Origin of the sequence: Pseudomonas entomophila, from assembly GCF_013523125.1 — a bacterium.
GTDB lineage: Bacteria > Pseudomonadota > Gammaproteobacteria > Pseudomonadales > Pseudomonadaceae > Aquipseudomonas > Aquipseudomonas entomophila_B.
Window position 1 is genome coordinate 1 of the sequence record NZ_JAAMQJ010000052.1, and the last position, 25,551, is coordinate 25,551.

General features: G+C 60.7%; 22 protein-coding genes. 8 read left to right on the forward strand and 14 right to left on the reverse strand.

All coding sequences use genetic code 11. From position 1 onward, the window contains the following. Nucleotides 1-83: 83 nt before the first annotated feature. From G7007_RS19915 to G7007_RS19925, 3 genes are all read right to left on the reverse strand, one after another. Complete coding sequence (locus G7007_RS19915) at nt 84-1,010, reverse strand: replication initiation protein (RefSeq protein ID WP_181104532.1); 927 nt, start codon at nt 1,008-1,010, stop codon at nt 84-86. Nucleotides 1,011-1,258: 248 nt separating this feature from the next. After that, on the reverse strand, nt 1,259-3,097 hold the full coding sequence (locus G7007_RS19920; protein ID WP_181104533.1) for a hypothetical protein: 1,839 nt from the start codon (nt 3,095-3,097) through the stop codon (nt 1,259-1,261). 475 nt (nt 3,098-3,572) lie between these two features. Continuing rightward, a complete protein-coding gene (locus G7007_RS19925; protein ID WP_308852314.1) occupies nt 3,573-5,135 on the reverse strand; it encodes a site-specific integrase in 1,563 nt (520 codons plus the stop codon). 499 nt (nt 5,136-5,634) lie between these two features. On the opposite strand from G7007_RS19925, the gene G7007_RS19930 reads away from it, so the two are divergent. Together G7007_RS19930 and G7007_RS19935 are read left to right on the forward strand one after the other, a co-directional pair. Next, nucleotides 5,635-6,990 (forward strand): type II toxin-antitoxin system HipA family toxin, encoded by a 1,356-nt coding sequence (locus G7007_RS19930; RefSeq protein ID WP_258198629.1) that lies wholly within the window; start codon nt 5,635-5,637, stop codon nt 6,988-6,990. After that, a complete protein-coding gene (locus G7007_RS19935; protein ID WP_181104537.1) occupies nt 6,987-7,478 on the forward strand; it encodes a helix-turn-helix transcriptional regulator in 492 nt (163 codons plus the stop codon). Before G7007_RS19930 ends, G7007_RS19935 begins: the two co-directional genes overlap by 4 nt. Nucleotides 7,479-7,615: 137 nt before the next feature. On the opposite strand, the gene G7007_RS19940 is transcribed toward G7007_RS19935, so the two are convergent. Beyond that, nucleotides 7,616-8,161, reverse strand: a complete 546-nt coding sequence (locus G7007_RS19940; RefSeq protein ID WP_181104539.1) for a lipocalin family protein — start codon at nt 8,159-8,161, stop codon at nt 7,616-7,618. A 401-nt stretch (nt 8,162-8,562) separates the two neighbouring features. Beyond that, a complete protein-coding gene (locus G7007_RS19945) occupies nt 8,563-11,217 on the reverse strand; it encodes an excinuclease ABC subunit UvrA (RefSeq protein WP_181104540.1) in 2,655 nt (884 codons plus the stop codon). A gap of 319 nt (nt 11,218-11,536) precedes the next feature. Here G7007_RS19945 and G7007_RS19950 point away from each other — a divergent pair, with 319 nt between their 5' ends. Both G7007_RS19950 and G7007_RS19955 read left to right on the forward strand, forming a co-directional pair. Continuing rightward, complete coding sequence (locus tag G7007_RS19950) at nt 11,537-11,788, forward strand: con-10 family general stress protein (protein ID WP_181104542.1); 252 nt, start codon at nt 11,537-11,539, stop codon at nt 11,786-11,788. Nucleotides 11,789-11,848: 60 nt separating this feature from the next. Beyond that, entirely contained in the window at nt 11,849-12,751 is a 903-nt protein-coding gene (locus G7007_RS19955; RefSeq protein WP_060392934.1) for a manganese catalase family protein, read from the forward strand. A 69-nt stretch (nt 12,752-12,820) separates the two neighbouring features. On the opposite strand, the gene G7007_RS19960 is transcribed toward G7007_RS19955, so the two are convergent. From G7007_RS19960 to G7007_RS19990, 7 genes are all read right to left on the reverse strand, one after another. After that, nucleotides 12,821-13,330: a ferritin-like domain-containing protein gene (locus tag G7007_RS19960; RefSeq protein WP_144940048.1), complete on the reverse strand. Its 510-nt coding sequence runs from the start codon at nt 13,328-13,330 to the stop codon at nt 12,821-12,823. A 39-nt stretch (nt 13,331-13,369) separates the two neighbouring features. Continuing rightward, complete coding sequence (locus G7007_RS19965; protein WP_181104544.1) at nt 13,370-14,467, reverse strand: M42 family peptidase; 1,098 nt, start codon at nt 14,465-14,467, stop codon at nt 13,370-13,372. 29 nt (nt 14,468-14,496) lie between these two features. Then, a complete protein-coding gene (locus G7007_RS19970) occupies nt 14,497-15,165 on the reverse strand; it encodes an SOS response-associated peptidase family protein (RefSeq protein ID WP_181104545.1) in 669 nt (222 codons plus the stop codon). A gap of 357 nt (nt 15,166-15,522) precedes the next feature. Further along, nucleotides 15,523-16,407 (reverse strand): LysR family transcriptional regulator, encoded by an 885-nt coding sequence (locus G7007_RS19975; RefSeq protein ID WP_181104547.1) that lies wholly within the window; start codon nt 16,405-16,407, stop codon nt 15,523-15,525. A 70-nt stretch (nt 16,408-16,477) separates the two neighbouring features. Next, nucleotides 16,478-17,377, reverse strand: a complete 900-nt coding sequence (locus G7007_RS19980; protein ID WP_181104549.1) for a bestrophin family protein — start codon at nt 17,375-17,377, stop codon at nt 16,478-16,480. A 21-nt stretch (nt 17,378-17,398) separates the two neighbouring features. After that, the gene (gene moaA / locus G7007_RS19985; RefSeq protein ID WP_181104551.1) at nt 17,399-18,403 is read right to left on the reverse strand and encodes a GTP 3',8-cyclase MoaA; all 1,005 of its coding nucleotides are present in this window, start codon (nt 18,401-18,403) and stop codon (nt 17,399-17,401) included. 130 nt (nt 18,404-18,533) lie between these two features. Beyond that, nucleotides 18,534-18,992 (reverse strand): Lrp/AsnC family transcriptional regulator, encoded by a 459-nt coding sequence (locus G7007_RS19990; protein ID WP_181104566.1) that lies wholly within the window; start codon nt 18,990-18,992, stop codon nt 18,534-18,536. Nucleotides 18,993-19,162: 170 nt separating this feature from the next. Between G7007_RS19990 and G7007_RS19995 the strand changes: the two genes are divergently transcribed. The 4 genes from G7007_RS19995 to G7007_RS20010 are packed head-to-tail and all read left to right on the forward strand — an operon-like array spanning nt 19,163 to nt 22,740. Further along, nucleotides 19,163-20,338 carry a trans-sulfuration enzyme family protein gene (locus G7007_RS19995; RefSeq protein ID WP_181104553.1) on the forward strand — a complete coding sequence of 392 codons (1,176 nt, stop codon included), beginning with the start codon at nt 19,163-19,165 and terminating at the stop codon, nt 20,336-20,338. 34 nt (nt 20,339-20,372) lie between these two features. Next, complete coding sequence (locus G7007_RS20000; protein WP_181104555.1) at nt 20,373-21,125, forward strand: 5-oxoprolinase subunit PxpA; 753 nt, start codon at nt 20,373-20,375, stop codon at nt 21,123-21,125. Then, nucleotides 21,122-21,817: a 5-oxoprolinase subunit PxpB gene (pxpB, locus tag G7007_RS20005; RefSeq protein ID WP_181104556.1), complete on the forward strand. Its 696-nt coding sequence runs from the start codon at nt 21,122-21,124 to the stop codon at nt 21,815-21,817. The genes G7007_RS20000 and pxpB overlap by 4 nt, the downstream gene beginning before the upstream one ends. After that, nucleotides 21,814-22,740, forward strand: coding sequence for a 5-oxoprolinase subunit C family protein (locus tag G7007_RS20010; protein ID WP_181104558.1), 927 nt, complete (start codon nt 21,814-21,816; stop codon nt 22,738-22,740). Before pxpB ends, G7007_RS20010 begins: the two co-directional genes overlap by 4 nt. Before the next feature lie 313 nt (nt 22,741-23,053). Here G7007_RS20010 and G7007_RS20015 read toward each other — a convergent pair whose 3' ends face one another. Next, entirely contained in the window at nt 23,054-24,232 is a 1,179-nt protein-coding gene (locus G7007_RS20015; protein ID WP_181104560.1) for a vWA domain-containing protein, read from the reverse strand. A gap of 12 nt (nt 24,233-24,244) precedes the next feature. Further along, nucleotides 24,245-25,090: an AAA family ATPase gene (locus G7007_RS20020; protein ID WP_181104561.1), complete on the reverse strand. Its 846-nt coding sequence runs from the start codon at nt 25,088-25,090 to the stop codon at nt 24,245-24,247. Between the last annotated feature and the right edge of the window lie 461 nt (nt 25,091-25,551).

Consider the following 25,551-nt stretch of genomic DNA (forward strand, 5'->3'; position numbering starts at 1 on the left):
GGAGGGGGTGGGCGGGAAAGGAAGAAGAAACACCCTCACCGGGTGCTATTATCTGATATAGGCTTTTTACACTAATTATAATGCTATGCAGATTTCTTCCAGTTATAAACTGTTTTCTTGGTTACTTGTAGGGCTTTCATGATGTGTTGTATTTTCAAGCCTGATTGAAGCATGGCAATACCTTGTTCTCTTTTTGTCTTTCCGTTGGCTTTGCCGCCTTTCTTGCCTCGGATTGCTTGAATTTTGCTTGTGTGAGTTCTTGCGACATAATCGTCAAAGGTGCCACGGGTAAAGTTTCTATGCGTCCACTTCGCCACGCTTTTGGCCGTGTGCTTTACTTCGGAAATGTCCAACGGCGTAGTAAAATTAACGTTGTAGCCGGTGGCACGGTCTAGGCAAGCGTTTAGCCATTGTTCATAGGTCGGCCAACCCTGACGAATCGCCTTGTATGCCCACGCTCTTAATTGGTCAAAAAGCATACAGTTACGACCCAAGCCATAATCCTCTATGGGCTTTTCTTTGGCCTTTTCAGGGGTTAGGTCGATGTAGTCGGCCAAGTCGTCCAACGTGTATGGATCGGCCTGCCACTCGGTAACGATCCAATGTGAGTTGATCGGGTTCTTGCAGATCAGGCCGGAGTAGCCTCTGTCTGCTCCCAGAAGGTTACGCAATGCTGCTTCGATGGCTGCAGCGTAGCGTAAAGGGGCTGTTTTAGCGTCGATTGCGGTTCGGATAGGAGTTTGTAGCAGGTAGAGCAGATGGGCGTGCCCATTGGCTGGATTTCGAGCGATTAGGTTAGGTGCTGGTGCTCCAACGTCATCCCAATGCATTCCGGCGTTGGTCTTGTCCAGATCGAAAACCATCCAGTATCTATGGGTTGGCCCGTTTGGTTGCACCAATCGAGCAAATTTTGCTTTGTCTTTTTTGTTGATTTTTAAGCCACTGACTAAATCGTCTGTGTGGTAAGGCCTTCTTGGTAAGTAGTCCTCAAATAGTTTTATGCATCCCATTGTTACCCTCTTCTAATATTAAATTTAGAAAAAGAAAACCTTGAGAATGGACTTGACAATATTTTATTTGGTGATTAAATGGAGGTGTAAGTTTTATAAAATATTGTTATATGTATGTATGTCTTGCCACCTTCCCCAAGGTGGTTTTCTTTTTCTGTTCTATTCAAATTGCCATATATTGTTGTTTTGTCAAATTTGAATAGTAAAAAGCCCGCTTTCCAGCGGGTTTTTATTATCTAATAGTTTGACTATTGATATGGGTCGTAAGGGTCTTGGAATGGGCTTGGCGGCTTAGGCTTGAGCAGTCTTCTCTTCCTTGCCTGCTTCGCCTGTTCGGCTTCTTCCTTGTCAAATTCTACTATTTGTTTGCTGGTGAATGTGTCAGATGCCCAAAGTTTTACTTTGTCGGTAAAACCTAATGCTGCTTGTGCATGGTCTAAACCTTGTTCTTTGAGTTGCTCCGTAACGTTAAATAGATAGTCCTTTCGTTTCTCTTTGCCCAAACGACTAGCCATTTCATAGGTGTTTTCTCGTAATCTCTTATAGTATTGCTCTGGATTCTCATCGAGCCTTTTGGCTTCAAGTACTCGATCAACCAAAATGTCAAATTTTTTGATTAGTGGTTCAAGCTCTTCCTCGTAGACCTTTATCGCATTTTCCAAAACTGATTTTCTTTCGGTGTCCTCTTCTATTTTCTTCCTTAGCTCGCGTAGCTCCTTTGTCATTTTCTCTTTGGTTGCGTTGAAATTCATCCTTAGTTCTTCGGTTTTATTCGTCTTCTTGGTTATGTCCTCGGAAAGTATTTGCCTATGATGGTCGAGCTTCGCATTTTCTCGCTGCTGCTCCGTGGCGTGGATCTCTAAATTTTGGATTGTGTTTTGGTATGTTGAAACAGTATTTTTAAGGTCGCTTATCGTGGTATTAAGCGTGACGATAGTTGTCTTTTGCTCGGTTAGCTCTTCTTTCTTTTGAGTTAGTTCCTGCTCAAGTTTCTCTACTTGTCTGGTGTAATAGTTATGACTTCGCTCACTTTTCGGCTTTTTGGCTTCCTGCTCAATCTTGTTGAGGAATTCTTTGTTATCCTTAGTTTTAGGTAGAAACTTGGCCTGCAAGCCATGCTCAGCGGCTAAGCCATTAAAGTGTTCATAGAAGGCCGCTTGCATGACTTTTGACTTCCATGATTCGCGTTCGCGGATAAACCTATGGTTTTGCTTTTCCTCACTACGGTTGGGGAGTTTGAAGTCTCCTAATTTCGGTGGTTCTGATATCTTGTCAAGTCGAGCCTTATTCTTCGCGTAGTATTGTGATGCGAACTCAAATTCTTGGGCTGAAAAATCATATTTCCCAGTTTTCGTATTTTGAAGGTCAAGGAAGGCGTGGACATGGTTTGTGGTTTCGTCCAAGTGACTGAACGAAAATAGAATGTCGTTGTTGGGGAAATTCTTTTGGTAGAACTGGTGCACGGATTTCTGTAGCAGGTCAGTGTATGCCTTGGTTATTGCCAGTTTGTTGGGTTCAGGGATTACAAGGATGATCTCTTTAACCCTGTTGACCGTCCTTGATACGGCTCGATCTGGTGCGTTTTGCTCGATCTCTCGCTTCTTGGTGGTGTAGTTCTCCAAGAGGTCGATACGTTGGGATATACGGCTGATTTTGTGCTGATTGAGTAGGGCGGCATAGTCTCCGACTACCAGCGGCTTTTCTCCCTCCATCACAGATGTGACGTATTCTTTTATCTCGGTGGGTTCGGTTGCGTTGATGAATTTAACCAACTTGGATTTGAGTTTTCTCAGTTTTTCTTTTTCTGAGGCTATTTCATCAGACGCTTCTGTTGCTTTGAGTTTTGTTTGTAGTTGGTCGTTGAAGTCGGTCAGTAATTGCTCTGCCAGTTCTCTCGTTAGCACCTGCTCCACGCCACCAATAATGGCTATATTGGGGTGTGGTGGGTTGGGGTTGAATTCAAAATCGTCATACTCGTTTTGCTCCAGTCTAAGCGAGTGCCTTAACGAGCTATCTAGCCCCTTCAGGTTAGAGTAATTTCTATCTCTTTTGGTTAGTGTGATTGTCTGCAAATTGGTGTCATTCATTTTATCCTCAGTAATGGGTTGATCTTTGATTTTGGCTTTTGCTTCTGTCCTGCCGACAAGGCACCTGCGTTAACCGTCACATCTTTTGCGTAGCAAAAGTGGGATGGTTAACATAGCAGGTATGCTTTAAAGGGCTTCTTTGAAAATTTGAGCCATATACATATATTGAACCACATAAAAAATGTATATCAAGCATGTTTGTGCTGATTGTTTTGTGTGTGGCGGTTGTGTATGCGTGCGTGCGGTGTAGTAATCTTTATTATTGTTATCTAGTATATTTGATATCTATATATTGATAACTAAAGACGCGGGCGTGCGTGTGCGTGCACATGAGGCGTGTGCAGGGGAGTGCATTATGCGAGACGATTTGTAAAAAAAGATGGTAGTTTAGGGAAGGTCAAAAGCTCTTCTGGTGGGTAAGAGCTTTGGAGCCTTTGATTATTGTTCTGAATTTTAACGTGTAACGCTTGCGATTTTAAGATTTTAGCTCGTATTTTAGTTTTGATATCGCGTCGTGTTTTTGCTTTGGACTTGGCCCTGCACTGTATACGTCAAATGTGACTGTTCCTGTCTCATGTCCGACGATTGAGGCAATGAGTATTCCCGGCACGTCTGCACGTTGTAATTGCGTGATAACGGTCTTGCGGAAGCTGTGGAATACAAACTGGCTATTATAGTTGAGGCTGGTCTTTAATCGCCCGAATTGTTTACTGAGAGCGTCTGAGCGGTTGCCGTATTTATTTCCTGCAGGTGACTCAATCAAGAAACCGTCTTTTGAATTACGGATCAACCTTTCTACGGTGTCCTGTATCTCCGGGTGTATTGGGGTATGTCGCTCGCTGGCGGCAGTCTTCCCATCATAGAAGTAGAAGCATTTAACCCCTTCCTCACTGACGATATCTTGGGCCTGAAGCTGGCAAAGCTCTTCAATACGTGCTCCGGTGTAAGCACCTAAAAGGATGAGATCTGCAAGGGTTTCGCGGTTTTTGGTGGCTTTTGCGGCTTCATGGAGCTTTGCAACGTCTTCCGGGGTGAATGCCTTCCTTTCCATTGATCCATCGTTCCTTTTGCTGCGGTTGACTGGGAAATCGTGCTTTTCAAAGGGGGATTGCTGGTCACGGTGCAGTTTTTTGAAATTCTCATCGTGTTTAATCGCCCATTTCCAAAAGCTTGACCCTGCGAATAGGTATTGTTTTTTGGTCTTAATGGATAGGTCGAGCGTATCGAGATAGCTGGCAATGCTTTCGTGGTTGAGGTCGCGTTGCTCTGCCTCAAGCCAAGAACCTATTATTTTCAAGCGATTAACTTGGGTATCTACTGTCTTTTGAATGATACCCTTGGTATTCGTCTGATAGGCCTCAAATGAGGATATTCTGTGAGTTGTGATAGGGGATTTGATTTTGTAGTTACTTGGGTTGTCGAGAATGGAGCGGATTTCGTCGATATTGCTGATGCTAATGGCATGCCCTGCGGTTATCTCATAATGCTCGACGGTTTTTTGTAGGTGGGTGTAATCATTGATTCGCTCGACCTTACGTTCGAGTGGGATATTTTCACCCAACGCGTACCATTTCTCTTTGAAAAGTTGGTATTCGAGGAAAGGTTTTTGCTTGTAAAGATCAACCTTGGCGTCTTCTGGGCTTTGCCATCCATGGCATTGGAGCATTACGTCGATGATAAAAGAACCGAGTTCGTCTAAGGCACTTTGAGTGAACCTTGGGTCAACCTCTTTGCCCTCTCGGGGCAAAACAAGGCTCATCAAGGCGTTTTCTCGGCTCGATGCAATCATCTTGGCGATGTTGTAGGACGTTTCCGGTAATTCGGCGGGGGTAGGTCCTGCGATGCGTTGCCGAGCGGTAGCGATGGCTTGTTTCCAAACGTGTAGAAACGCCAATTTCTTCATCTGGGCTTCTGGCTTGCTGCCGGTTTTGAGCGATTCGGTGAACTCGCTGCGGTTCAAGACGTGCCGAACGTCCTTTGGGACGGTAAGGCGGACGTGCCATGTGCCTGACCGTAAAACGAGGTTTTCGCTTGCCATTTTTCGTCCCTGACCGGGTAGGTTTGGAAGCTGAAAGGTAGCTGTTTTGGGATGAAATTTGTAGCAAAAATTTGTAGCAAAAGTGGGTGATAGTGCCTGTACCCATTGAGTTTAAAGGGTTTGAGGGTCGAGTTCGGAAAGTCCCTATCTCTCCGCCATACATTGAAAAGCCCCGCAGGCTAACGTCTGCGGGGCTTTTTCGTTTCCGAGGCTTTACGTTTCCAGGCTCCCGCCTCATCTTACGATCCGTAGTGCCGCTCCCGGGCTGCCGCGCTAACAGGTGCGCCAGGTCTGTTCAAGTCCATAAACAGCGTTGCCCACAAACAGACCTAAGTGAAGGCGCTACACGCCTGGCTCCATGCCTGAGTCCGGCTCATCCCCGGAACGGGTGGTCACATGGCTTGGCCGCTTTCGGGATAAAGTCGGCAGTACGATGCCGGTTTTCTCCACGTTGACGTTCTTAATCAGCATTTTATTGCCGCTTAATGGGGCATGTTCTATGCTAATCAGCATTCAAATGCTGATTGAGGGTGTGGTGATGCCACTAAAACTCACTGTCCAAGCTTTTGCCGATGGAGTATGGAACGACGCAGCGGTGCTCACGGTGGAGAACCCCGAGCGTGTTGCCGATGGCATGTGCTTTGTCGCATACGACAGCGACTACATCATCGCGAATTTTGATCGCATGGAAAACCGATGCGAGTTGGCTCTGAGCGTCAACCTACCATTGAACTGGGACCATCATGACGGTAAAGGGTATCCAGCCTTTATTTACGACATCATGCCCTCTGGTGCTGCCAAGGACTCTCTTGAATCCCGTTACGGGCGTCTCAAGCCTGACGGAGAGGAAATGGGGCTGTACCTTCTAAGACGCTTCACACCTGCCCCTATCGGGCACCTGCGCATCAAAGAATCGGTGGAAGGTCTTCGGTCGAACCAGAATGAGGCCTTCGCGCGTGCCGAGGTCGTGAACAGGACGAACGAATTTCTTGAGTACGCCTTTGAAACCGGCGCGGCATTGGGCGGCGCTACGGGTGCCAATGGGCAAGCCCCCAAGCTTGTCATGACTGAAGACCGCGAGGGTGCTCTGCACGCTGATGCCATGCTTTCCGATGACCACGCATGCCGTCATTGGCTGATCAAGTTCGCACGTAATAAAGCCGGCAAGCGCGACAAGGATATCCTGCGAACAGAGTTTCATTACTACAAGGCGGTTGCCGCCCTCGGCCTTGATACGGTTTCCATCGAGGGTCTGGCACTCGAAGAGGCCGTGAAGCCAAGCCTCTGGATGCCACGATTCGATCGTCGGGTAGTGGATGGCGTCGTGGAGCGGATGCCGCTGGAGTCGGTGTACTCGGTCTGTGGCATTACCGGGTATGCGCACCCGATGGCGCACGCTGAGGTCGTCCACCGATTGGTAGGGCTATGGACCGATAATGGTCAGCAGGATGAAATAGACGACCTGGTGTTCGAGTATGTGCGGCGTGACTTACTGAACCGAATTTTAGGGAACACCGATAACCACGGCCGTAATACGTCCATTATTCGTGTAGATGGCAGGTTTCGTTTGGCGCCCATCTATGACCTCGCCCCCATGATCTTGGATGATGAGGGCATCACGCGAACGACAAAGTGGGCGTCGGAGCGCAAGGGGTCTTCTCAGTGGAGGGACAATTGCGCTGAACTTACTAATTACACTGATCCAGATGTTCTGCTGCAACGGCTAATGCGTGCGGCTGAAGCATTCAGGGCGTTACCCGATCTACTGGTCGATGCCCCTGAATCGACACGGAGCGCAAAAAATCTCCCCGTGAATGACCTGGACAAGCGACTCGTGGCGTGGGGGCTGCGATGAAAAAGCTACAGCCTGAGGAACGTGCTCAGCTGATAGAGGAAATCGTCAAGCGCAACGCCGTGGGACTCGACCCCATTGGGACATCCATCCGCCGTCTGCGGCTCGAAGTCACCGGGCTTGACCAAGCGACCTTCGCGGCGATGTGCAAGATGTCCACGAAAAGCCTCTATGAACTGGAGAGCGGAAAGTCGAATCCGAAGCTCAGCACGTTGGAGGCCGTGCTGCGTCTCTTCGGCGTGCGGATGGGGATGGTGATGACGGTCAAACATAAACCTGCTCCACCGGTCTTCGGTAACAATCTCGACCCACTGAAGGTGGGTGGTCCAGTCACTCGATTCGCGCAGCCGGGTGCGAATGTTTCGCCACTGGCCCACTCCGACAGTGCATCCGGACCGAAACGGGGGAAAAGCCCAGCGGCAGCCAAAGCGAAGAAGGCAATGTCGAGACCGGCATCGTCACGGTCACGGAAAAGCAGTCAGGATGAGTGAGAACGATGTCAGGGCGGCCGTGTGCGGTGGCGTGGTTCTGCACCGTAAAAAATGCTTGAGCCCAATCAGGAATAGTGTGTTCTGGTCATGCGTCGAAACAGCGCGGCACATCCGCACTGCTCCCCACCATCACCTGCTCACGGCTCGCGCCACACCAACTCGCTCGTGTCATACCCTTGGTCCCGTGCCACCCGGAGCAACTGTTCCCGCGCCGAGTCGCTGACGATCGGCGTGCGTGACAGCAGCCACAGGTACTTGCGGTTAGGGTGCCCGACCAGCGCCACGCGGTAGCTGTCGTCGTGGTACAGCACCCAGTATTCACCCTTGGTCAACCAGGGCGCCAGGCGGCTGAACCAGTTGTCGAACTGCACCCACAGTTTGTCGGTCTGCCCTGGCACCTGCGCCTCGGCGATGCCCTTGACCTCGTTCCACTCGCCATCGGCTTCACGACAGCGGTTGGTGACATCGATGCGGCCGTCGTCACGCAGGGCGTAGTGGGCCTCGGACTGCACGCACTTGCGCTGGAAGAACATCGGCAGGCGGGCCAGTTCGTACCAGGTGCCCTGGTAGCGTTGCAGGTCGACCTGGGTGGTGGCCGGTGGCTTGGCGTCGTCACCGGAGCCGGCGCAACCGGCCAGGGCCAGCAGGGCGCAGGAGAGCAGCAGGGTCTTGCGTATCGCCATGGGGAAGTCTCCAGGGGGCAGGTCACCTTGGCCGGGGCGCCGGAGGGGCGAACCGGGCGTTGTCGAAGGTTGGATGTCGGAAGGCGGCTAAAGTTGTGTGGCAATCCTTGACCGCCTCGGCGCTGCGCTGTCGCGCAGAGAACATGGCGATAGCTGGCATGGCGCAGAGGCTTTAGCTCTGATCGATTTCAGGGGCCGCTTTGCGGCCCATCGCGGCACGGGGGCCGCTCCCACACCCGTAGCCGCGGGGTTGCAAGCTATCGCGGTCACCTGTGGGCGGCCCCTGTGCCGCGATTGGGCCCCCAGGACCTACAAAGCCAGTTCATGTGGAGCATGAATCGAGCAAAAGACAGTGGCTCCCACAAAGGCGACTGGATGCCCGCACCCTGCTTACCTGACCCTTACCCCTCGCGCAGCGCCTGCTTCAGGTAAGGCGCCGTCCGGCTGTCCTTGCAGGCTGCCACCTCGCTGGGTGTGCCGCTGGCGACCACCGAGCCCCCGTCGGCGCCCGCGCCTGGCCCGATGTCGATAACCCAGTCGCTCTGCGCGACCACGCGCATGTCATGCTCGACCACGATCACACTGTGGCCGGCATCGACCAGGCGGTTGAGCTGGACCAGCAGGCGGTCGACGTCACGCGGATGCAGCCCGTTGGTGGGTTCGTCCAGCACGTACAGGGTGGCGCCACGGGCCGAGCGTTGCAGTTCGGTCGCCAGTTTGATGCGTTGCGCCTCGCCGCCGGACAGCTCGGTGGCCGGCTGCCCCAGGCGCAGATAGCCCAGGCCGATGTCCTGCAAGAGTTGCAGCGAGCGCTGCGGTGCAGGCTGGTCGGCGAACGCGGTCAGGGCCTCGTCCACCGTCAGGCGCAGCACGTCGGCGATGGTCAGACCATTCCAGGTGACCGCCAGCGTTTCGGGGTTGTAGCGGGCACCTTGGCAGGTGGGGCAGGGCGCATACACGCTGGGCATGAACAGCAGCTCCACGCTCACCGAGCCTTCGCCCTCGCAGGTCTCGCAGCGGCCCTTGGCCACGTTAAACGAGAAACGCCCGGCGTCGAAGCCCCGCGCCTTGGCCGCGTCGGTGGCGGCGAACAGCTTGCGCACGTGGTCGAACAGGCCGGTGTAGGTCGCCAGGTTGGAACGGGGTGTGCGGCCGATGGGTTTCTGGTCGACCTGCACCAGGCGCTTGACGCGCTCAAGGCCTGCCGTCACCTGGCCCAGGCTGGTCGGCTGGGGCTCGTCCTCCAGGCTCGGCTGCTCGCTGTCGTCGGCCTCGGCCACCTGGCCCAAGTGAGCGCCGACCAGGTCGAGCAGGGCCTGACTGATCAGGCTGGATTTGCCGGAGCCGGAGACGCCGGTCACCGAAGTGAAACACCCCAGGGGAAACGAGGCTGACAGGTCGTGCAGGTTGTTGCGAGTCACCCCTTCGAGGCGCAGCCAGTGCTCGACCGGGCGAGCGGTACGCGGCGCCAGGGTCGTGGCGGCGAACAGGTATGGCCGTGTCCGCGAGGCCTCGACCTGCTCCAGGCCGGCCGGTGGGCCGCTGTACAGCACGTGGCCGCCCAGCTCGCCGGCATCCGGGCCGACGTCCACCAACCAATCGGCGCGGCGCAGCATCTCCAGGTCGTGCTCGACCACGAACACCGAATTACCGGCGGCCTTGAGCCGCTGCAGGGCATCGAACAAGGCCTCGCTGTCGGCCGGGTGCAGGCCGGCGGAGGGCTCGTCGAGCACGTACACCACGCCGAACAGCTGCGAGTTGAGCTGGGTCGCCAGGCGCAAGCGCTGCAGCTCCCCGGAGGACAGGGTCGGGGTGCTGCGCTCCAGTGCCAGGTAGCCCAGGCCCAGATCGACCAGCGTGGTGATGCGTTCGAGCAGCTCGGCGGCGATGCGCTGGGCGACCAGGCGTTTTTCCAGGGACAGGTTGTGGGTATGGCGCACGTCTTTCCCGCCTGCATGGGGGTTGCCGCCCTGGGCGACCCGCTGCGCCCGGGCCTCGCGCGTCTGCTGATGGGTCAGCACCGGGCCGGCCTCTTCGGCCTGGTCGAGATAGTCCGCAGCGGCGACCTCGTCGAGCAGCCGAGCCAGGTCCAGCAAGGGCAGGCGCGACAGTTCGGCAATGTCCAGCCCGGCGAAGGTCACGTTCAACGCCTCGGGCTTCAGGCGTTTGCCGTTGCAGGTGGGGCAGGGGCTGGCTTGCAGGTACTGGCCCACCCGCTTGCGCATCAGCGCGCTTTGCGAGTGCATGAAGGTGTGCATCACGTAGCGCCGCGCGCCGGTGAAGGTCCCCTGGTAGCTGGGCTCGAGCTTCTGCTTGAGGGCCCTGCGCGTCTGCTCCGGCGTCAGGCCGGCATACACTGGTACCGTGGGCGTCTCGTCGGTGAACAGGATCCAGTCGCGGGTCTTCCTCGGCAGGTCGCGCCAGGGCACGTCGACGTCATGCCCCAGGGTCACCAGGATGTCGCGCAGGTTCTGCCCCTGCCAGGCCATGGGCCAGGCGGCTACGGCGCGCTCACGAATGGTCAGGGACGGGTCCGGGACCATCGAGGCCTCGCTGGCTTCGTAGACGCGGCCCATGCCCTGGCATTGCGGGCAGGCGCCATGGGGCGTGTTGGGCGAGAAGTCTTCGGCATAGAGCATCGGCTGCTCGGCCGGGTAGCTGCCGGCACGCGAATAAAGCATGCGGATTAGGCTGGACAAGGTCGTGACGCTGCCCACCGACGAGCGCGCGTTGGGGCTGCCGCGCTGCTGCTGCAGAGCGACCGCTGGCGGCAGCCCTTCGATGGCGTCGACGTCCGGCACGCCTACCTGGTCGATCAAGCGACGTGCATAGGGCGCCACGGATTCGAAGTAGCGGCGTTGCGCTTCGGCATACAAGGTGGAGAAGGCCAGCGACGATTTGCCCGACCCTGACACACCACTGAAGACCACCAATGCGTCGCGGGGAATGTCCACATCGACGTTGGCCAGGTTGTGCTCGCGGGCGCCTCGCACGCGCACCCGGCCCGGTGGCGTGGAGGTAGAAGGCGTGGCGGGTGGCTGTCGACGTGCAGGCATGGCAGGTGTCCTTGTGAAGATCGCCGCAGCGTGCTGGCCAGAACCGCCAGCACGCCTACAGGGCAGTAAGGCAACTGACTCGGTCGGTCGAAGGTGGGTTCCGCTGGAACCTGCAGCGTATCAACATCTTGCTGAGCAAATGCCATCAATGTGCCCTGAGTGTGAAGTCAACTAGGTATTGGTGCGCAAAACATTGTGTCGAGCAATATTTCATGCATTTCGTCAGCCCTTCGAAAAACAAAAGCACACACTTGCCTTTCAAGCCCGTCACACAGAAACACAGACCTTCCTGTGTAGGACTGACATGAGGTGAAAGATCATGGCTACTCGTCAAGATTCGCAAGGCAACCAGAACGCCGGCAACTTCGCCAACGATCGCGAACGCGCGTCGGAAGCCGGTCGCAAAGGTGGGCAACATTCCGGCTCCACTCACGGCAATGAAACCGGTCGTCAAGGCGGGCAGGGCGGAAGCGGCAACTTCGCCAATGACCGCGAGCGCGCATCGGAAGCCGGCAAGAAAGGTGGCCAGATGAGCCACGGCAATGGTCAACAGCGCGACGACAAGCGCTGATTTCCAATGAAGAAGACCAGGACGGCTGTTCGTCCTGGACGCCTGAAGAGGAAGACGTACATGTTCATGCACAACAAGCGACTGCAATACACCGTTCGCGTAGCAGGCCCCAACCCTGGTCTGGCCAATCTGTTGCTTGAGCAGTTCGGTGGACCCCAGGGTGAGCTGGCCGCCGCCATGCGCTACTTCACGCAGGCTGTGTCGGAAGACGATGCAGGCCGCAAAGACATGCTGTACGACATTGCCACCGAAGAGCTGAGCCACCTGGAAGTGATCGGCTCGATCGTGGTCATGCTCAACAAGGGCGCCAAGGGCAAATTGGCCGAGGGTGTCGAGTCCGAAGGCGAGCTGTACCGGTCGCTGACCGGTGCTGGCAACGACTCGCACATCACCAGCATGCTCTATGGAGGTGGCGCGGCACTGGTCAACTCCGGGGGCATCCCGTGGACCGCCGCCTACATCGACACCATTGGTGAACCGACCGCCGACCTGCGCTCCAACATCGCCGCCGAGGCACGTGCCAAGATCGTCTATGAACGCCTGATCAACGTGACCGACGATGCCGGGGTGCGCGATGCGCTGCAGTTCCTGATGAGCCGTGAAATCGCTCACCAGCAGTCGTTCGAAAAGGCCCTGCACAGCATCCAGCCCAACTTCCCGCAGGGCAAGTTGCCTGGGGTGGCGGAGTTCAACAAGACCTACTTCAACATGTCCCATGGCGACGACATGCGTGGCGCCTGGAACCAGGGCGAAGCGCAGGGCGTTCCAGGCCAGATGGACGAGTGGATCTACGTCGAGAACCCGCAACCTGCGGTGGATGGCGGCGATGGCAATGCCTCGGTCAAGCTGGACGAGACCTCCTTCGACGCGCTGGAAGCCTTCAAGGAAAGGACCATGTCCGATCCAGAGGCTCAACCCCTGACGGGCGCCCACCTGGGCAGTGGCGCGGCATTGAAGCGTTGATCGGCTTCAACCGCCAGCCCCTCACGCGCCGGGTCCAAGACCCGGCGCGTTGTTATCTACCTCAGGTATTCAACGCTTGGCTTCGGCCTGCGGATCGGCCGAACGTGCCAGGAAGGCGCGCGTCACTTCAGGCAAGTGCTCGTGCAGCCATTTCGCCATGGCTTTCTCCTGTTCGAGGATGGCACGGCAGGCATCAGCCGTTTCCTGATCACCCACCTGCTCGGCAGCTTCGATCAGGACGGTGTACATCGCGATCTCGAGGTTTTCGAACACATAGCCCGACATCGCGCCTTTGACCACCTCGTCGCTCATGACCATGCCACCCAGGGCCTGCCCGAAGGCCATGACCTTGCCTGCCAGGTCCTTGAAGGTGGAGGTGCTGCCGCCAAGACGCGCGATGCATGCTTCGAGCGACTTCTGCTGACCCTTCGTTTCCTCGATGTGCTCGACGATGCGTCGTTTCAGGACGGGGTAGTGCTCCAGCCGTTCCGACTGGCCCTTAAGCATGCTTTCGGCTTGTTGCTCCATCGCGTGGGCATCGCGCAGCCAGTCCAGCAGGTTGTCCTTGGGTGTGGCCATGGTGTTTCTCCTTTCGGGATGGGTGTCTGAGTGGGAGCCCTAGGGCGCAGGGTCGTTCAACCGTGGCGACCGGTGAGGCTCATCGAGCGCCGGGTCCAGCAGAAACGCGGCCAGGGTCTCGGCACACGCCTGGATGCCACGTTCGTGAATGACCTCGAAACCATGGGTGTTGTCGGTGGGAATGGCCAGGCAGCCAGCACGCGCCGCGACGCCGCTACTCATGACGGCGCTGGCGTCGGAGGCAAATTCCACCAGCAGCGCCGCCTGGGGCGTATAGCCTGCCCGACGTGCGGCCCGCATCAGTGAGGTGACCACGGCCGGGGTGTAATAGCCTTTTTGGTCACCGGTATTGACGATGGGATCGGCGCTCAGACGTGTGCCGTACTCTTCGAGGACGGGTCCGACTTCCAGAGCGATCGTGGTGTCGCCTGGCAACCGCGAAGCGGCGTACATGGCACCGGCATTGGACTCTTCTTCCAAGGTGGTGAGCGCGAACCAGACGTCCTGACGCAGCGCGTCACGCCGGGCGCGCACCAGCGCCGCAGCGTCAAGCGCGGCCACCAGGGGCGCTCGATCGTCCATGAAGTGCGCGGCGATGGCATCATTGACACGGAACGGTCGACGCCAGTGACGGCTGAGCACCACACGGGTGCCCGGACGCACGCCCATGGCCTGCAATTCGTCCTCGCTACGGCGGGTCACGACGCGCACATCGTTCCAGTGCACATCGCCCGACAGCACGTCGCGTCCGGTGGACGTGGCCTGGGAGGCGTGCATCGACCCGTAGGACAGCACGCCCGGCAGGCGCTGTGCATCGCCCAGGATCTCCACGGGGCAGGCGCCGAAGCAGATCGGCTGGGCGCCGCCCAGGGCCACCACCTCAAGGTTGCCATCGGATCGGACACGTTTGACGATCATGGCAATTTCATCCAGGTGCGCCATGATCCGAATGCTGTCGTCAGGATCGCTGGGCTGCGCTGCACGGATGACCCCCGCGAGGTTGCCTGCCCGGTCCACCTCGACCTCGTCGCAGTGCTCACGCAGGACGTCCAGGCACACGGCCCTGACCTCGTCTTCCTGTCCGCCAGGTCCATAGGCCGCCAGCAGGCGTTCCAGCAACGCGACATCATGCAGCATGGGGTGACTTCTCCACTGTCATCGAAGGTTCAACGGGCCGCCGAGGCAAACCCGCGCTTGGCCTGGAACAATTGCTCCAGCCGGTCCACGCCCAGTGCATGGGGCAGTACGCCCTGCTGGGCTTGTTCCCAATCCAGGTCCGGGGCCAGCCAGGCCTGGGCATGGGCCGCGTCGAGCACTACCAGACGTTGCTGGCCCGTCGCGTCGCGGGTCGTCACCAGGGCCAGGCCATCGCAGCCACTGGGCTCGACGCCGACGTGGGCCAGGCCGGCCAGGTACAAGGGGCCAGGGTGGCGCGCGGTGATGTAGGCCAGTTGCCGACGGGCGCTGCCAGCCCCCTCGCTGGCCGTTTCGTACCACCCTTCGACCGGAATCAACGCCCGGCCATCGCGGCGCAAGCGGGCGTACTGCGGCGAGCGCAGCACTTGCTCGAGTGACAACTGCGTGATCGGCGAACGCGGGGCCATGGACCACTCGGGCGTCCAGCCCCAGCGCACGTCGCGCGTCACCGGCTGACCGGCGCGCATGAGGATCGCCTGCACGCGCATCCTGGGCTTGACCAGGGATTCACGTGCAGGCTCCGAGCCCGACAGCGGTGCGCTGATCCGATCAGCCTCGCTGCGGGCATCGAGCACCGGTTGGGCGAAGGGTGCGAGCGCACCTTGAACGTTATGGGACTGGACGATGCATTCGCACATGATGACCACCTGTTGCGAAGAGTGCCCAAGGCGCTCTGGAAAAAGGGTGTCGCCCGTGCTCGACGGGCCGGCTTGTAAGGATTTCGAAAGGCAGAGGCGGGACATCGTTCAGGTGGGCGGTCACGGGCTTCGATGAATGGCGGGCACGCGCGAAGGATGGCAAGAGGATGACATCCTGTGGGCAGATCGTGCAGGCGCGTGGGGCCGGGATATGCTTCGAGCGAACACGTGTGAATGACCGTTCGTCACCCCCTTGGACTTCCCTGGGCCGCCGTCAGGTCAATGCTTGCGAGGTATCCCTCCCTTACCTTTTCGACCCGCCAGCGTGCGGGTTTTTTTTGCCTGCGCATTCGTCGCTCACGAGGTGAACCACTCGCGTGCCCGCAGGAAGCACTGCTCGGCGATCGCCGAACGCGGCTCGCTGCGCCGCTGCAGCAGCGCCAGTGGGCTGTGGATGCTGGCATCGGTGATCGGCACGATGCGCAGGTGCTCGCTCAGGCGCTCCAGACCGCAGCCCAGGGGCATCACCGCGCAGCAGAGCCCGGCATCGATCGCCTGCAGCACGTGGAAGGTGGAGTCGCTTTCCAGCACCACCAGAGGGTGCAGGCCGCGGCTCCTGAAGCTCAGGTCCAGGGACTGACGGTAATGCATGCCCTGGCTCAGCAGGCCCAGCGGCAGTGGGTCGAGGTCTTCCCAGCGCAGCGTCGCCTGATCGAACCGGAAGTGCCGGGTGTCGTGCAGCAGGCCCATGGTCGTCGTGCCCAGTTCGAGCACCTCGAAGAAACTCGTGTCCACCTGATCCAGGTAGCACAAGCCCAGGTCCAGCTGGTTGCGGCTCAGGCTGTCGATGATCTGCTCGGAGCTGAGGGCCGAGAGCTCGAAGCGCAGCTCGGGGTAGCGCTCGCGCAGCGGTCGCAGCAGGGTCATGGTGTCGAAGCTGGACAGCGGTACCGTGCCCAGGCGCAGGCGGCCGACCACCTGGCCGCGGCAACTGGCGGCCTCGGCCTGCAGCCCGTCATGGGCCGCCATCAGCGTGCGGGCCCAGGCCAGCACGCGTTCGCCGGCTTCGGTGAACCCTTCGAAGCGCTGCCCGCGCTCGACCAGCACCAGGTCCAGCTCGTCTTCGAGGTTGCGCAGGCGCATCGACAAGGTCGGCTGGGTGACGTGGCAGAGCGCAGCGGCCTGGCCGAAATGCCGGGTCTGGTCGAGGGCGATGAGGAACTTCAGCTGTTTGATGTCCATGCCGGGGCCTGGTGGAAAGACGTGCGCCGACCATAACCAAGTCCGCCGTGCCTGGCCAATCTTTGTCGCGTCAGCTCAGCACGTGGCCGCGTGGTGTCAGCGGTTCGGGCAAGGGTGTCTGGCCCAGCGCCGCCAGGATGTCGCGCTCCAGGGTACGCACCAGCGCATCGGTGGCCAGGTCGTTCTCTTCGTGGCCGAACGGGTCTTCCAGCTCGTTGCCGATCGCATCCAGGCCGAAGAAGGTGTAGCTCACCAGCAGGGTGAACACCGGTGCCAGCCAGCCCAGGGGTTCGGCCAGGGCGAAGGGCAGCAGCAGGCAGAAGATGTAGATGGTGCGGTGCAGCAGCAACGTGTACGGAAAGGGCAGCGGGGTGTGCTTGAGCCGCTCGCAGGTGGCCTGGACGTCGCTCAAGCCCACCAGGCGCTGTTCGAGCAGGGTGTAGCGCCACTCGCTGATCTGCCCCTGCTGGGCCAGCTGCGAGCACCGTTCACCGACCGTTTGCAGGATGCCGTCGCACAGGTTGTGCGCACTGGGGCGAGCCTGTGGTGGCAGCCAGGCAGTGGCGGCACGTGCCGGGTCTTCGCCCCGCAGCCCGGCATTGAGCGCGTGGGCGAAGCCGCACAGGCTGCGCAGCACGTCGGCGCGCGCCTGAGGCTCGGCGATGCTCACGCTTTCGCGCACGAACGAGCGCGTCTCGATCAGCAGCCGGCCCCAGGCCTTGCGTCCCTCCCACCAACGGTCGTAGCAGGCGGTGTTGCGAAAGCTCATGAAGATCGACAGCGACAGCCCCAGCAGGGTGAACGGCGTGGCGCTGACCGGGTAGAACAGGGCCGGGTAGCGTTGTTCGACCAGCACGATCAGCGCCGCCAGCGCGGTCACCAACAGGCAGCGCCCGGCGATGCGCTTGACGATCGAGCCCTTCAGGGTGAACAGCACCCGCAGCAGGTTGACGCGTGGAGGAACGATCATGGCACTCCCGAGGCGACGCGATCAGCCGCCGGTCATGTTCATGAAGCGCAGGATCTGCACCTCGCCGCCGACCTCGAAGTGATGCCGGTACGGCTTGAGCTGCACCGCCTTGCGGATGGCCTGCTCGAGGCGCTCGCTGTCGCCGGGGTGGGCGCGCAGCACCTGCTTGAGGTCGAGCGAGTGCTCGTTGCCCAGGCACAGCAGCAGGCGGCCCTCGACGGTCAGGCGCACGCGGTTGCAGGTGGCGCAGAAATTGTGGCTGTGCGGCGAGATGAAGCCGACCCGGGTGTTCGGCGCCTCGGCCAGGCGCCAGTAGCGCGCCGGGCCGAGCGACGACTCGGCCGACTCGATCAGGGTGAAATGCCGGGCCAGCTGCGCACGGACTTCGTCGCTGGAGCAGTAGGATTCGCCACGCTCGTGCTCGCTGATCACGCCCAGGGGCATCTCTTCGATGAACGAGATGTCCAGCTCGCGGGCGATGGCGAAACGCACCAGATCGACGATCTCGTCGTCGTTGCGGCCCTTGAGCACCACGCAGTTGAGCTTGGTGCGACGAAAGCCGGCGGCGCGCGCCGCATCGATGCCGTCGATGACCTGGTGCAGGTCGCCGGTACGGGTCAAGGCACGGAAACGCTCGGGGTCGAGGCTGTCGAGGCTGATGTTGAGGCGCGTGACCCCGGCGTCGAACAGCGGCTGGGCCAGGCGACCGAGCTGCGAGCCGTTGCTGGTCAGGCACAGCTCGCGCAGGCCTGGCAGGCTGGCGATGCGGCCACACAGGTCGACGATGCCTTGACGCACCAGCGGTTCGCCGCCGGTCAGGCGGATCTTGCGCGTGCCCAATGCGACGAAGCGCTCGGCCACCTGGTACAGCTCCTCGAGGGTGAGAATGCGCTGGCGCGGCAGGAACTGCATGTCTTCGGCCATGCAATAGACGCAGCGAAAGTCACAGCGGTCAGTGACCGACATGCGCAGGTAGTCGATTTTCCGGTCGTAACCGTCGATCAGGGGCGAGCTGTGCGATTCCACGTCTATGCCTGAGTGCTGGGGCGCCTGGCGCCATGTCTGAAAAACAACCTATCGCCGGTGGGAGAGTGCGTCAAATCGCTTTTACCGACCGGCCGATCAGCCTGCTCTATCACGGCATCCGAGGGCCGCGTCAGCGGCGCACGGGCAGCGCCGTGGTGAACTTCATCTGTTCCATGGCGAAGCACGACGTGATGTTGGACAACCCATCGGTGTGGGTGATCAGTTTCTTGTAGAAGCGATCGTAGGCGGCCACGTCGGCGACCACCACCCGCAGCAGGTAGTCCCAGTCGCCGGCCATGCGGTAGCACTCCATGACCTCTTCGTAGGCGGTCACCGTCTCGGCGAAATGCGCCAGCCACTCGCTGTCGTGACGCTGGGTCTTGAGTTGCAGGAACACGGTCAGGCCCAGGTTGAGCAAGGCGGGATCGAGCAGGGCCACGCGCTGACGGATGTAGCCTTCTTCCTCGAGGCGCTTGACCCGTTTCCAGCAGGGGGTAGTCGACAGGTTGACCGCCTCGGCCAGGTCCTTGATCGACATCGAGGCATCGCGTTGCAGCAGGGTGAGCAGGTGCTGGTCGTAGCTGTCCATGGGGTAGGCGGCAGGGTCGCTGAGGGAGCTGTCGAGACTAGCCAAATGAGCGCGTGGGAACCAGCGCTTTCGCGGCGGACGCGGACCGGGCGTGCAGGGCCTCGCCGCACAGGTTTGCGCGAATATGCCATAGTGAATGCCTCCACCGCCGACCCGCCACAGGCCCCATCATGTCCGACAAGCCCCGTCACTTCGCGACCCGTACGCTGCACGCCGGCGATCCGTATGGTGTCGCCGACAATGCCATCGTCCCGCCAATCGTCACGGCCAGCTCGTTCACCAAGCGCAGCCTCGACGAACACCCCGACTACGCCTACAGCCGCGTGCGCAACCCGACCCGCGACGCCTACGAAAGCTGCGTGGCGGCCCTGGAGGAGGGTGTTGGCGCGGTAGCCTGCGCCTCGGGCGTGAACGCCACGGCCACGGTGCTCGAGCTGTTGCCGAAGGACGCCCATGTCATCGTCATGCGCGGCGTCTATGGCGGTACCTTCCGCCTGATGGAAGACTACCGGGCACACACCTGCGGCCTGACCACAAGCTACGTCGACCTCAACGACCTGCAGGCCGTGGCGGCGGCGATCCAGCCCAACACCCGGCTGATCTGGATCGAGTCGCCGACCAACCCACTGCTGCAACTGGTCGATATACGGGCGCTGTGCGACCTGGCGCGTGCCCAGGGCATGCTCACCTGCATCGACAATACCTTCTGCTCGCCCTGGAACCAGCAGCCGATCCGTCTGGGCGTGGACCTGGTCATGCATTCGGCGAGCAAGTACATCGGCGGCCATTCCGACCTGATCGGTGGCCTGGTGGTGGCCGCCGATGACACGCTGCTGGCCCGGCTGCGCAAGATCAGCATGGCCGTCGGCGCGATCCAGGGGCCGTTCGACTGCTACTTGGCCTTGCGTGGCCTGAAAACCCTCGATGTCCGTCTGGAGCGCCAGTGCGCCAATGCGCTGAAGGTGGCGCAGTTCCTCGAGGCACATCCCCAGGTCGAACAGGTGTTCTACCCCGGCTTGCCGAGCCACCCCCAGCACGCCCTCTGCCAACGGCAGATGCGCACGGGCGGTGCAGTGGTGGCGCTGCGGGTCAAGGGCGGCCGCGCCGGCGCCGAGCAGGTGGTCCGACGGCTGTCGATCTTCGTGCTGGCCGACTCGCTCGGCGGCGTCGAAAGCATGGTCAACCATGCCTGGACCATGTCCCACAATTCCCTGAGCCCTGAGCAGAAACAGCAGATGGGAATCGGGGAAAACCTGTTGCGCCTGTCGGTCGGGGTGGAAGACGCCCGCGACCTGATCGACGACCTCGACCAGGCCCTGATGGCCATCGAGGCCAGCCCCGCCTGACGCCCATCCACTGCACGCAACCAAGGAGCCTGCCGTGCCACGACTGCTACTGAACTGCGACATGGGCGAAAGCTTCGGCGCCTGGCACATGGGCCTGGACGCCGAGGTCATGCCCTATATCGACTGCGCCAACATCGCCTGCGGCTACCATGCCGGGGACCCGAGCGTCATGCGCCGCACCGTGGCCCTGGCGCTGGCCCACGGGGTGACCATCGGCGCCCATCCGGCCTACCCGGACCTGGTCGGCTTCGGCCGGCGCAGCCTGACCTGCGATGCCGACGAACTGCGCGACCTGCTGCACTACCAGATCGGGGCGCTCGACGGCATCTGCAAGGCGGCCGGCACCCGGGTGGCCTACGTCAAGCCCCATGGCGCGCTGTACAACGACATGATGGCCCACCCCGAGACCTTGCGCGTGGTCATGCAGGCCGTGGGCGCCTACGACCGCGACCTGCCGCTGATGCTGATGGCCACTGCCGATGACCGGGCTGCCCAAGCGCTGGGCGACGAACTGGGCATGACACTCTGGTTCGAAGCCTTTGCCGACCGTGCCTACACCGCCAGCGGGCACCTGCGTTCGCGGCGCCTGCCGGGTGCGGTGCATCACGATCCGGCCCAGGTCGTCGAGCAGGCCCTGCGCCTGGCCCGTGGTCAATACCTGGAGGCAGACGATGGCAGCGCCCTGCGCCTGGCAGCGCGCACCTTGTGCGTGCACGGCGACAATGCCGGCTCCGTGGCCGCCGTGCGGCAGATCCGCGAAGCGCTCGATGCGCTGGAGCAAGCATGACGCCGCGCCTGGAGGTGGTTGCCGTCGACACCTTCATGGTGCGCCTGTTCGAGCGCATCGACCCGGACAACATGCCCTGGTTGCTGGCTGCCACACGGCAAGTGTCTACGGCGCTGGCCGGGCACGTGATCGACCTGGTGCCGTCTTATACCACCCTTATGATCCAGACTGACCTGCCGCCCCTCGAAGCGCGTCGCCTGATCGAGCAGGCACTGCGCGACGTACGTCCGAGCGATCAGACGGCGGGGCAGAGGCACGAGATTCCCGTCTGGTACGACCCCCAGGTCGGCCCTGAGCTGGACCTGATCGCCAGGCGCGCCGGCTTGTCCCGCGAGGCGATGATCGCCCTGCACAGCGGCACCGAGTATCCGGTATTCGCCCTGGGCTTCGCGCCGGGTTTCGGCTTCATGGGCCTGGTCGACGAGCGCCTGGCCAGCCCACGGCTGCCGACACCGCGTCAGCGCGTGGCGGCGGGCAGCGTCGGCATTGCCGAGCGCCAGACCGCCGCCTACCCGGCCGTGTCGCCAGGGGGGTGGAACCTCATCGGGCGCACGCCGGTGACGCTGTTCGATCGCCACCGCGAGGGCTACAGCCTGTTGCAGCCGGGGGATCGCGTGCGCTTCGTCGCCATCGACCAGGCGCGCTTCCTGGCGCTGGGTGGCGATGACACCCCTCTGGAGCCCCGACCATGAGCCGCTTGCGCATCGAGGCCAGCACGGCGCTGTGCCACTTGCAGGATGCCGGCCGCTTCGGCGTGCGGCACCTGGGCGTCACCCAGGGCGGCGCCCTGGATTGGGTCGCCCTGCGCTGGGCCAACTGGTTGCTGGGCAATCCGCTCGATGCCGCGGTGGTGGAGGTGACGCTGGGTGGTTTCTGCGGTGTGGCCGAAGCCTCGTGCAGCCTGGCGCTGGCCGGTGCCGACCTGGGCGCCTGCGTCGACGGCCAACCCATCGCGCCGTGGTCCAGCTTCACCTTGTCCCCTGGGCAGCGTCTGACCTTGGCGCAGCCGCGCCAGGGCGCCCGCGCATACCTGGCGGGCAAAGGCGGTTTCCAGGCACCTCAGGTACTGGGCAGCCGGGCCACGGTGGTCCGTGAAGGGCTCGGTGGCCTCGACGGGCAGGGCCAACCTTTGGCCAAGGGCCAGGTGCTGCACTGCGAGGCAGGCCCTGCCAGGCATCCGATGGTGCCGACGGCATGCCGCCCGGTCTGGATCGATACACCCGTGCTCGATGTGGTGATGGGCGCGCAATTGGGGGCGTTCAGTGGGACCAGCCTGTTCGATGCCTTCAACAGCGCCTGGACGCTCGACACCCGTGCCGACCGCATGGGCGTGCGCCTGCTCGGGCCGACGCTGGTGTATCAGGGCGAGCCGATGATTTCCGAAGGCATCCCGCTGGGCGCGGTGCAGGTGCCGCCCGACGGGCAACCGATCGTGCTGCTCAACGACCGGCAGACCATCGGCGGCTACCCACGCTTGGGTGCGTTGACGCCTCTGGCGTTGGCCCGATTGGCACAGTGCCTGCCAGGCGAACGGGTGAAGTTCAGGGCCGTGGTGCAGACGCTGGCCTGGGAGGAGGAACAGGCGTACAGGCGGCGGTGGCAGGAGGTGCAGTAGGCCGGAAGACGGAGTGGAATTCGCGGCCCCTGCAGGCCCGATCGCGGGCAAGCCCGCCCACAGGGCGACTACAGCGCTGATTTGGCAGGATATCGCCTCCCTGTGTGGGGGCTTGCCCGCGATTGGCCCCGCAGGGGCCACAGGCCTGTCAGCCAACTCGGTCGCTCGACGGCAAACGCGCCTTGCTCCACGCTGATTCGGCAGGATATCGCCTCTCTGTGTGGGAGCGGGCTTGCCCGCGATTGGCCCCGCAGGGGCCATAGGCCTGTCGGCCAACCCGGTCGCTCGACGGCAAACGCGCCTGTGCTCCACGCTACTTGGCCAGGTAGCGCATCGCATCCTCCAGCCCTTGCAGCGTCAGCGGATACATCCGCTCGCCTATCACCTCGCGCACCAGGGCATTCGACGCGCTGTAGCCCCAGGTCTCCCGTGGATAGGGGTTGATCCACACCAGCTTGCCGAACCGTTCGACGATCCGACGCAGCCAGACGTGTCCCGCTTCCTCGTTCCAGTGCTCGACGCTGCCGCCTGGCTGGGTGATCTCGTAGGGCGCCATCGAGGCATCGCCGACGAACACCACCTTGTAGTCCTCACCGTAGGTATGCAGCAGGTCGTAGGTCGAGACTCGCTCGACGTCACGCCGCAGGTTGTCCTTCCACAGCGTCTCGTAGACGCAGTTGTGAAAATAGTAGGACTCCAGGTGCTTGAACTCGCTGCGGCAGGCCGAGAACAGTTCCTCGCATACCCGTACGTGGGCATCCATCGAACCGCCGATGTCGAACAGCAGCAACAGCTTGACCGTATTGCGCCGTTCGGGGCGCATCTGGATGTTCAGCAGGCCGGCGTCGCGGGCGGTCTGGTCGATGGTACCGTCGATGTCCAGTTCCTCGGCCGCGCCATCGCGGGCGAACTGGCGCAAGCGCCGCAGGGCCAACTTGATCGTGCGCGTGCCCAGCTCGACCTGGGCATCGAGGTTGCGGTACTCGCGCTGCTCCCACACCTTGACCGCCTTGCCCTGCCTTTGGCCAGCATCGCCCACGCGAATGCCTTCGGGGTTGTAGCCGCCCGAACCGAACGGGCTGGTGCCACCCGTGCCGATCCATTTGTTGCCGCCTGCGTGACGTTTCTTCTGTTCATCGAGGCGTTGCTTGAACGCTTCGATCAGCTTGTCGAGCCCGCCGAGGGACTGGATCTGCGCACGCTCTTCGTCGCTGAGCGAACGCTCGAATGCCTTGCGCAACCAGTCTTCGGGGATCGCGGCCTCGATGTGCCGGTCGAGGTCTTCCAGGCCATCGAAGTAGGCGGCAAACGCCCGGTCGAACTTGTCGAAATGCCGCTCGTCCTTCACCAGGACGGTACGGGCCAGGTAGTAGAAGGCGTCCATGTCGGCGAACACCACGTGCTGCTGCAGGGCAGCGTGCAGGTCGAGCAGTTCGCGCAGCGAGACCGGCACCTTGGCCGTGCGCAGTTCGTTGAACAGGTTGAGCAGCATGGTCAGCTCCCGTCAGCGGTGGCCGCGCCGACTCATGAACGCCAGGCGCTCGAGCAGGTGCACGTCCTGCTCGTTCTTCACCAGCGCGCCGGCCAACGGCGGGATGGCCTTGGTCGGGTCGCGCTCGCGCAGCACCGCCTCGCCGATGTCGTCGGCCATCAGCAGCTTGAGCCAGTCGACCAGCTCGGAAGTGGAGGGCTTCTTCTTCAGGCCCGGCACCTTGCGCACGTCGAAGAACACGTCCAGCGCTTCGCTGACCAGGGTCTGGCGGATGCCGGGGAAGTGCACGTCGACGATCCGCTGCAAGGTGGCGCGGTCGGGGAAGGCGATGTAGTGGAAGAAGCAGCGCCGCAGGAAGGCATCCGGCAGCTCCTTTTCGTTGTTGGAGGTGATGAGGATGATCGGCCGGTGCCGAGCCTTGATGGTCTCGCCGGTCTCGTAGACGTAGAACTCCATGCGGTCGAGTTCCTGCAACAGGTCGTTGGGGAACTCGATGTCGGCCTTGTCGATCTCGTCGATCAGCAGCACCACGCGCTCCTCGGCCTCGAACGCCTCCCAGAGCTTGCCTTTCTTCAGGTAGTTGCGCACATCGTGGACCTTGTCCACGCCCAATTGCGAGTCACGCAGGCGGCTGACCGCGTCGTACTCGTACAGACCTTGCTGGGCCTTGGTGGTGGACTTGATGTGCCAGGTGATCAGGCGGGTACCGAAGGCGTCGGCCAGCTGCTCGGCCAGCAGGGTCTTGCCGGTCCCAGGCTCGCCCTTGATCAGCAACGGACGCTCCAGGGTGATGGCGGCGTTCACGGCCAGCTTCAGGTCGTCGGTGGCGATGTAGGCAGAGGTGCCTTCGAACTTCATGCAGGGCTCCTTGGGTGACCGGCGCGCGCACGTGGCGCCTGAATGGATGGGCTCGACTATAGCGTGGCAACCCAGGGCGGGGAATGCCTGGGGCGGGCAGGCCATGAGGATTGACCGGTCGAGCGGCGGGTTTGGCAGGGCCTGTGGCAGGTCAACGTCTTTGGAAAAGGCCTCAAGATAGGGTTATTTATTGCACCCATCGATTCACCGGCACGATACAGGCACGCGCAGCCCTCCTGTGGGAGCAACTGTCTTCTTCTACTTGGCACATGCCTGACCGCATGGACTGATGTGTGGGCTTACCCGCGACGCAGGCGGCGCCTGACAGGGCCCTATCGCGGGCAAGCCCGCTTGTATGGTAGGACTTGAAGGGAGGAGGAGGGACTAGATCCGCTTCTGACTGTTCGCGCAGTACAGACCGTGGGAGATTTCGCCCCTCCTCCCTTCACCCAAGCGCCGAT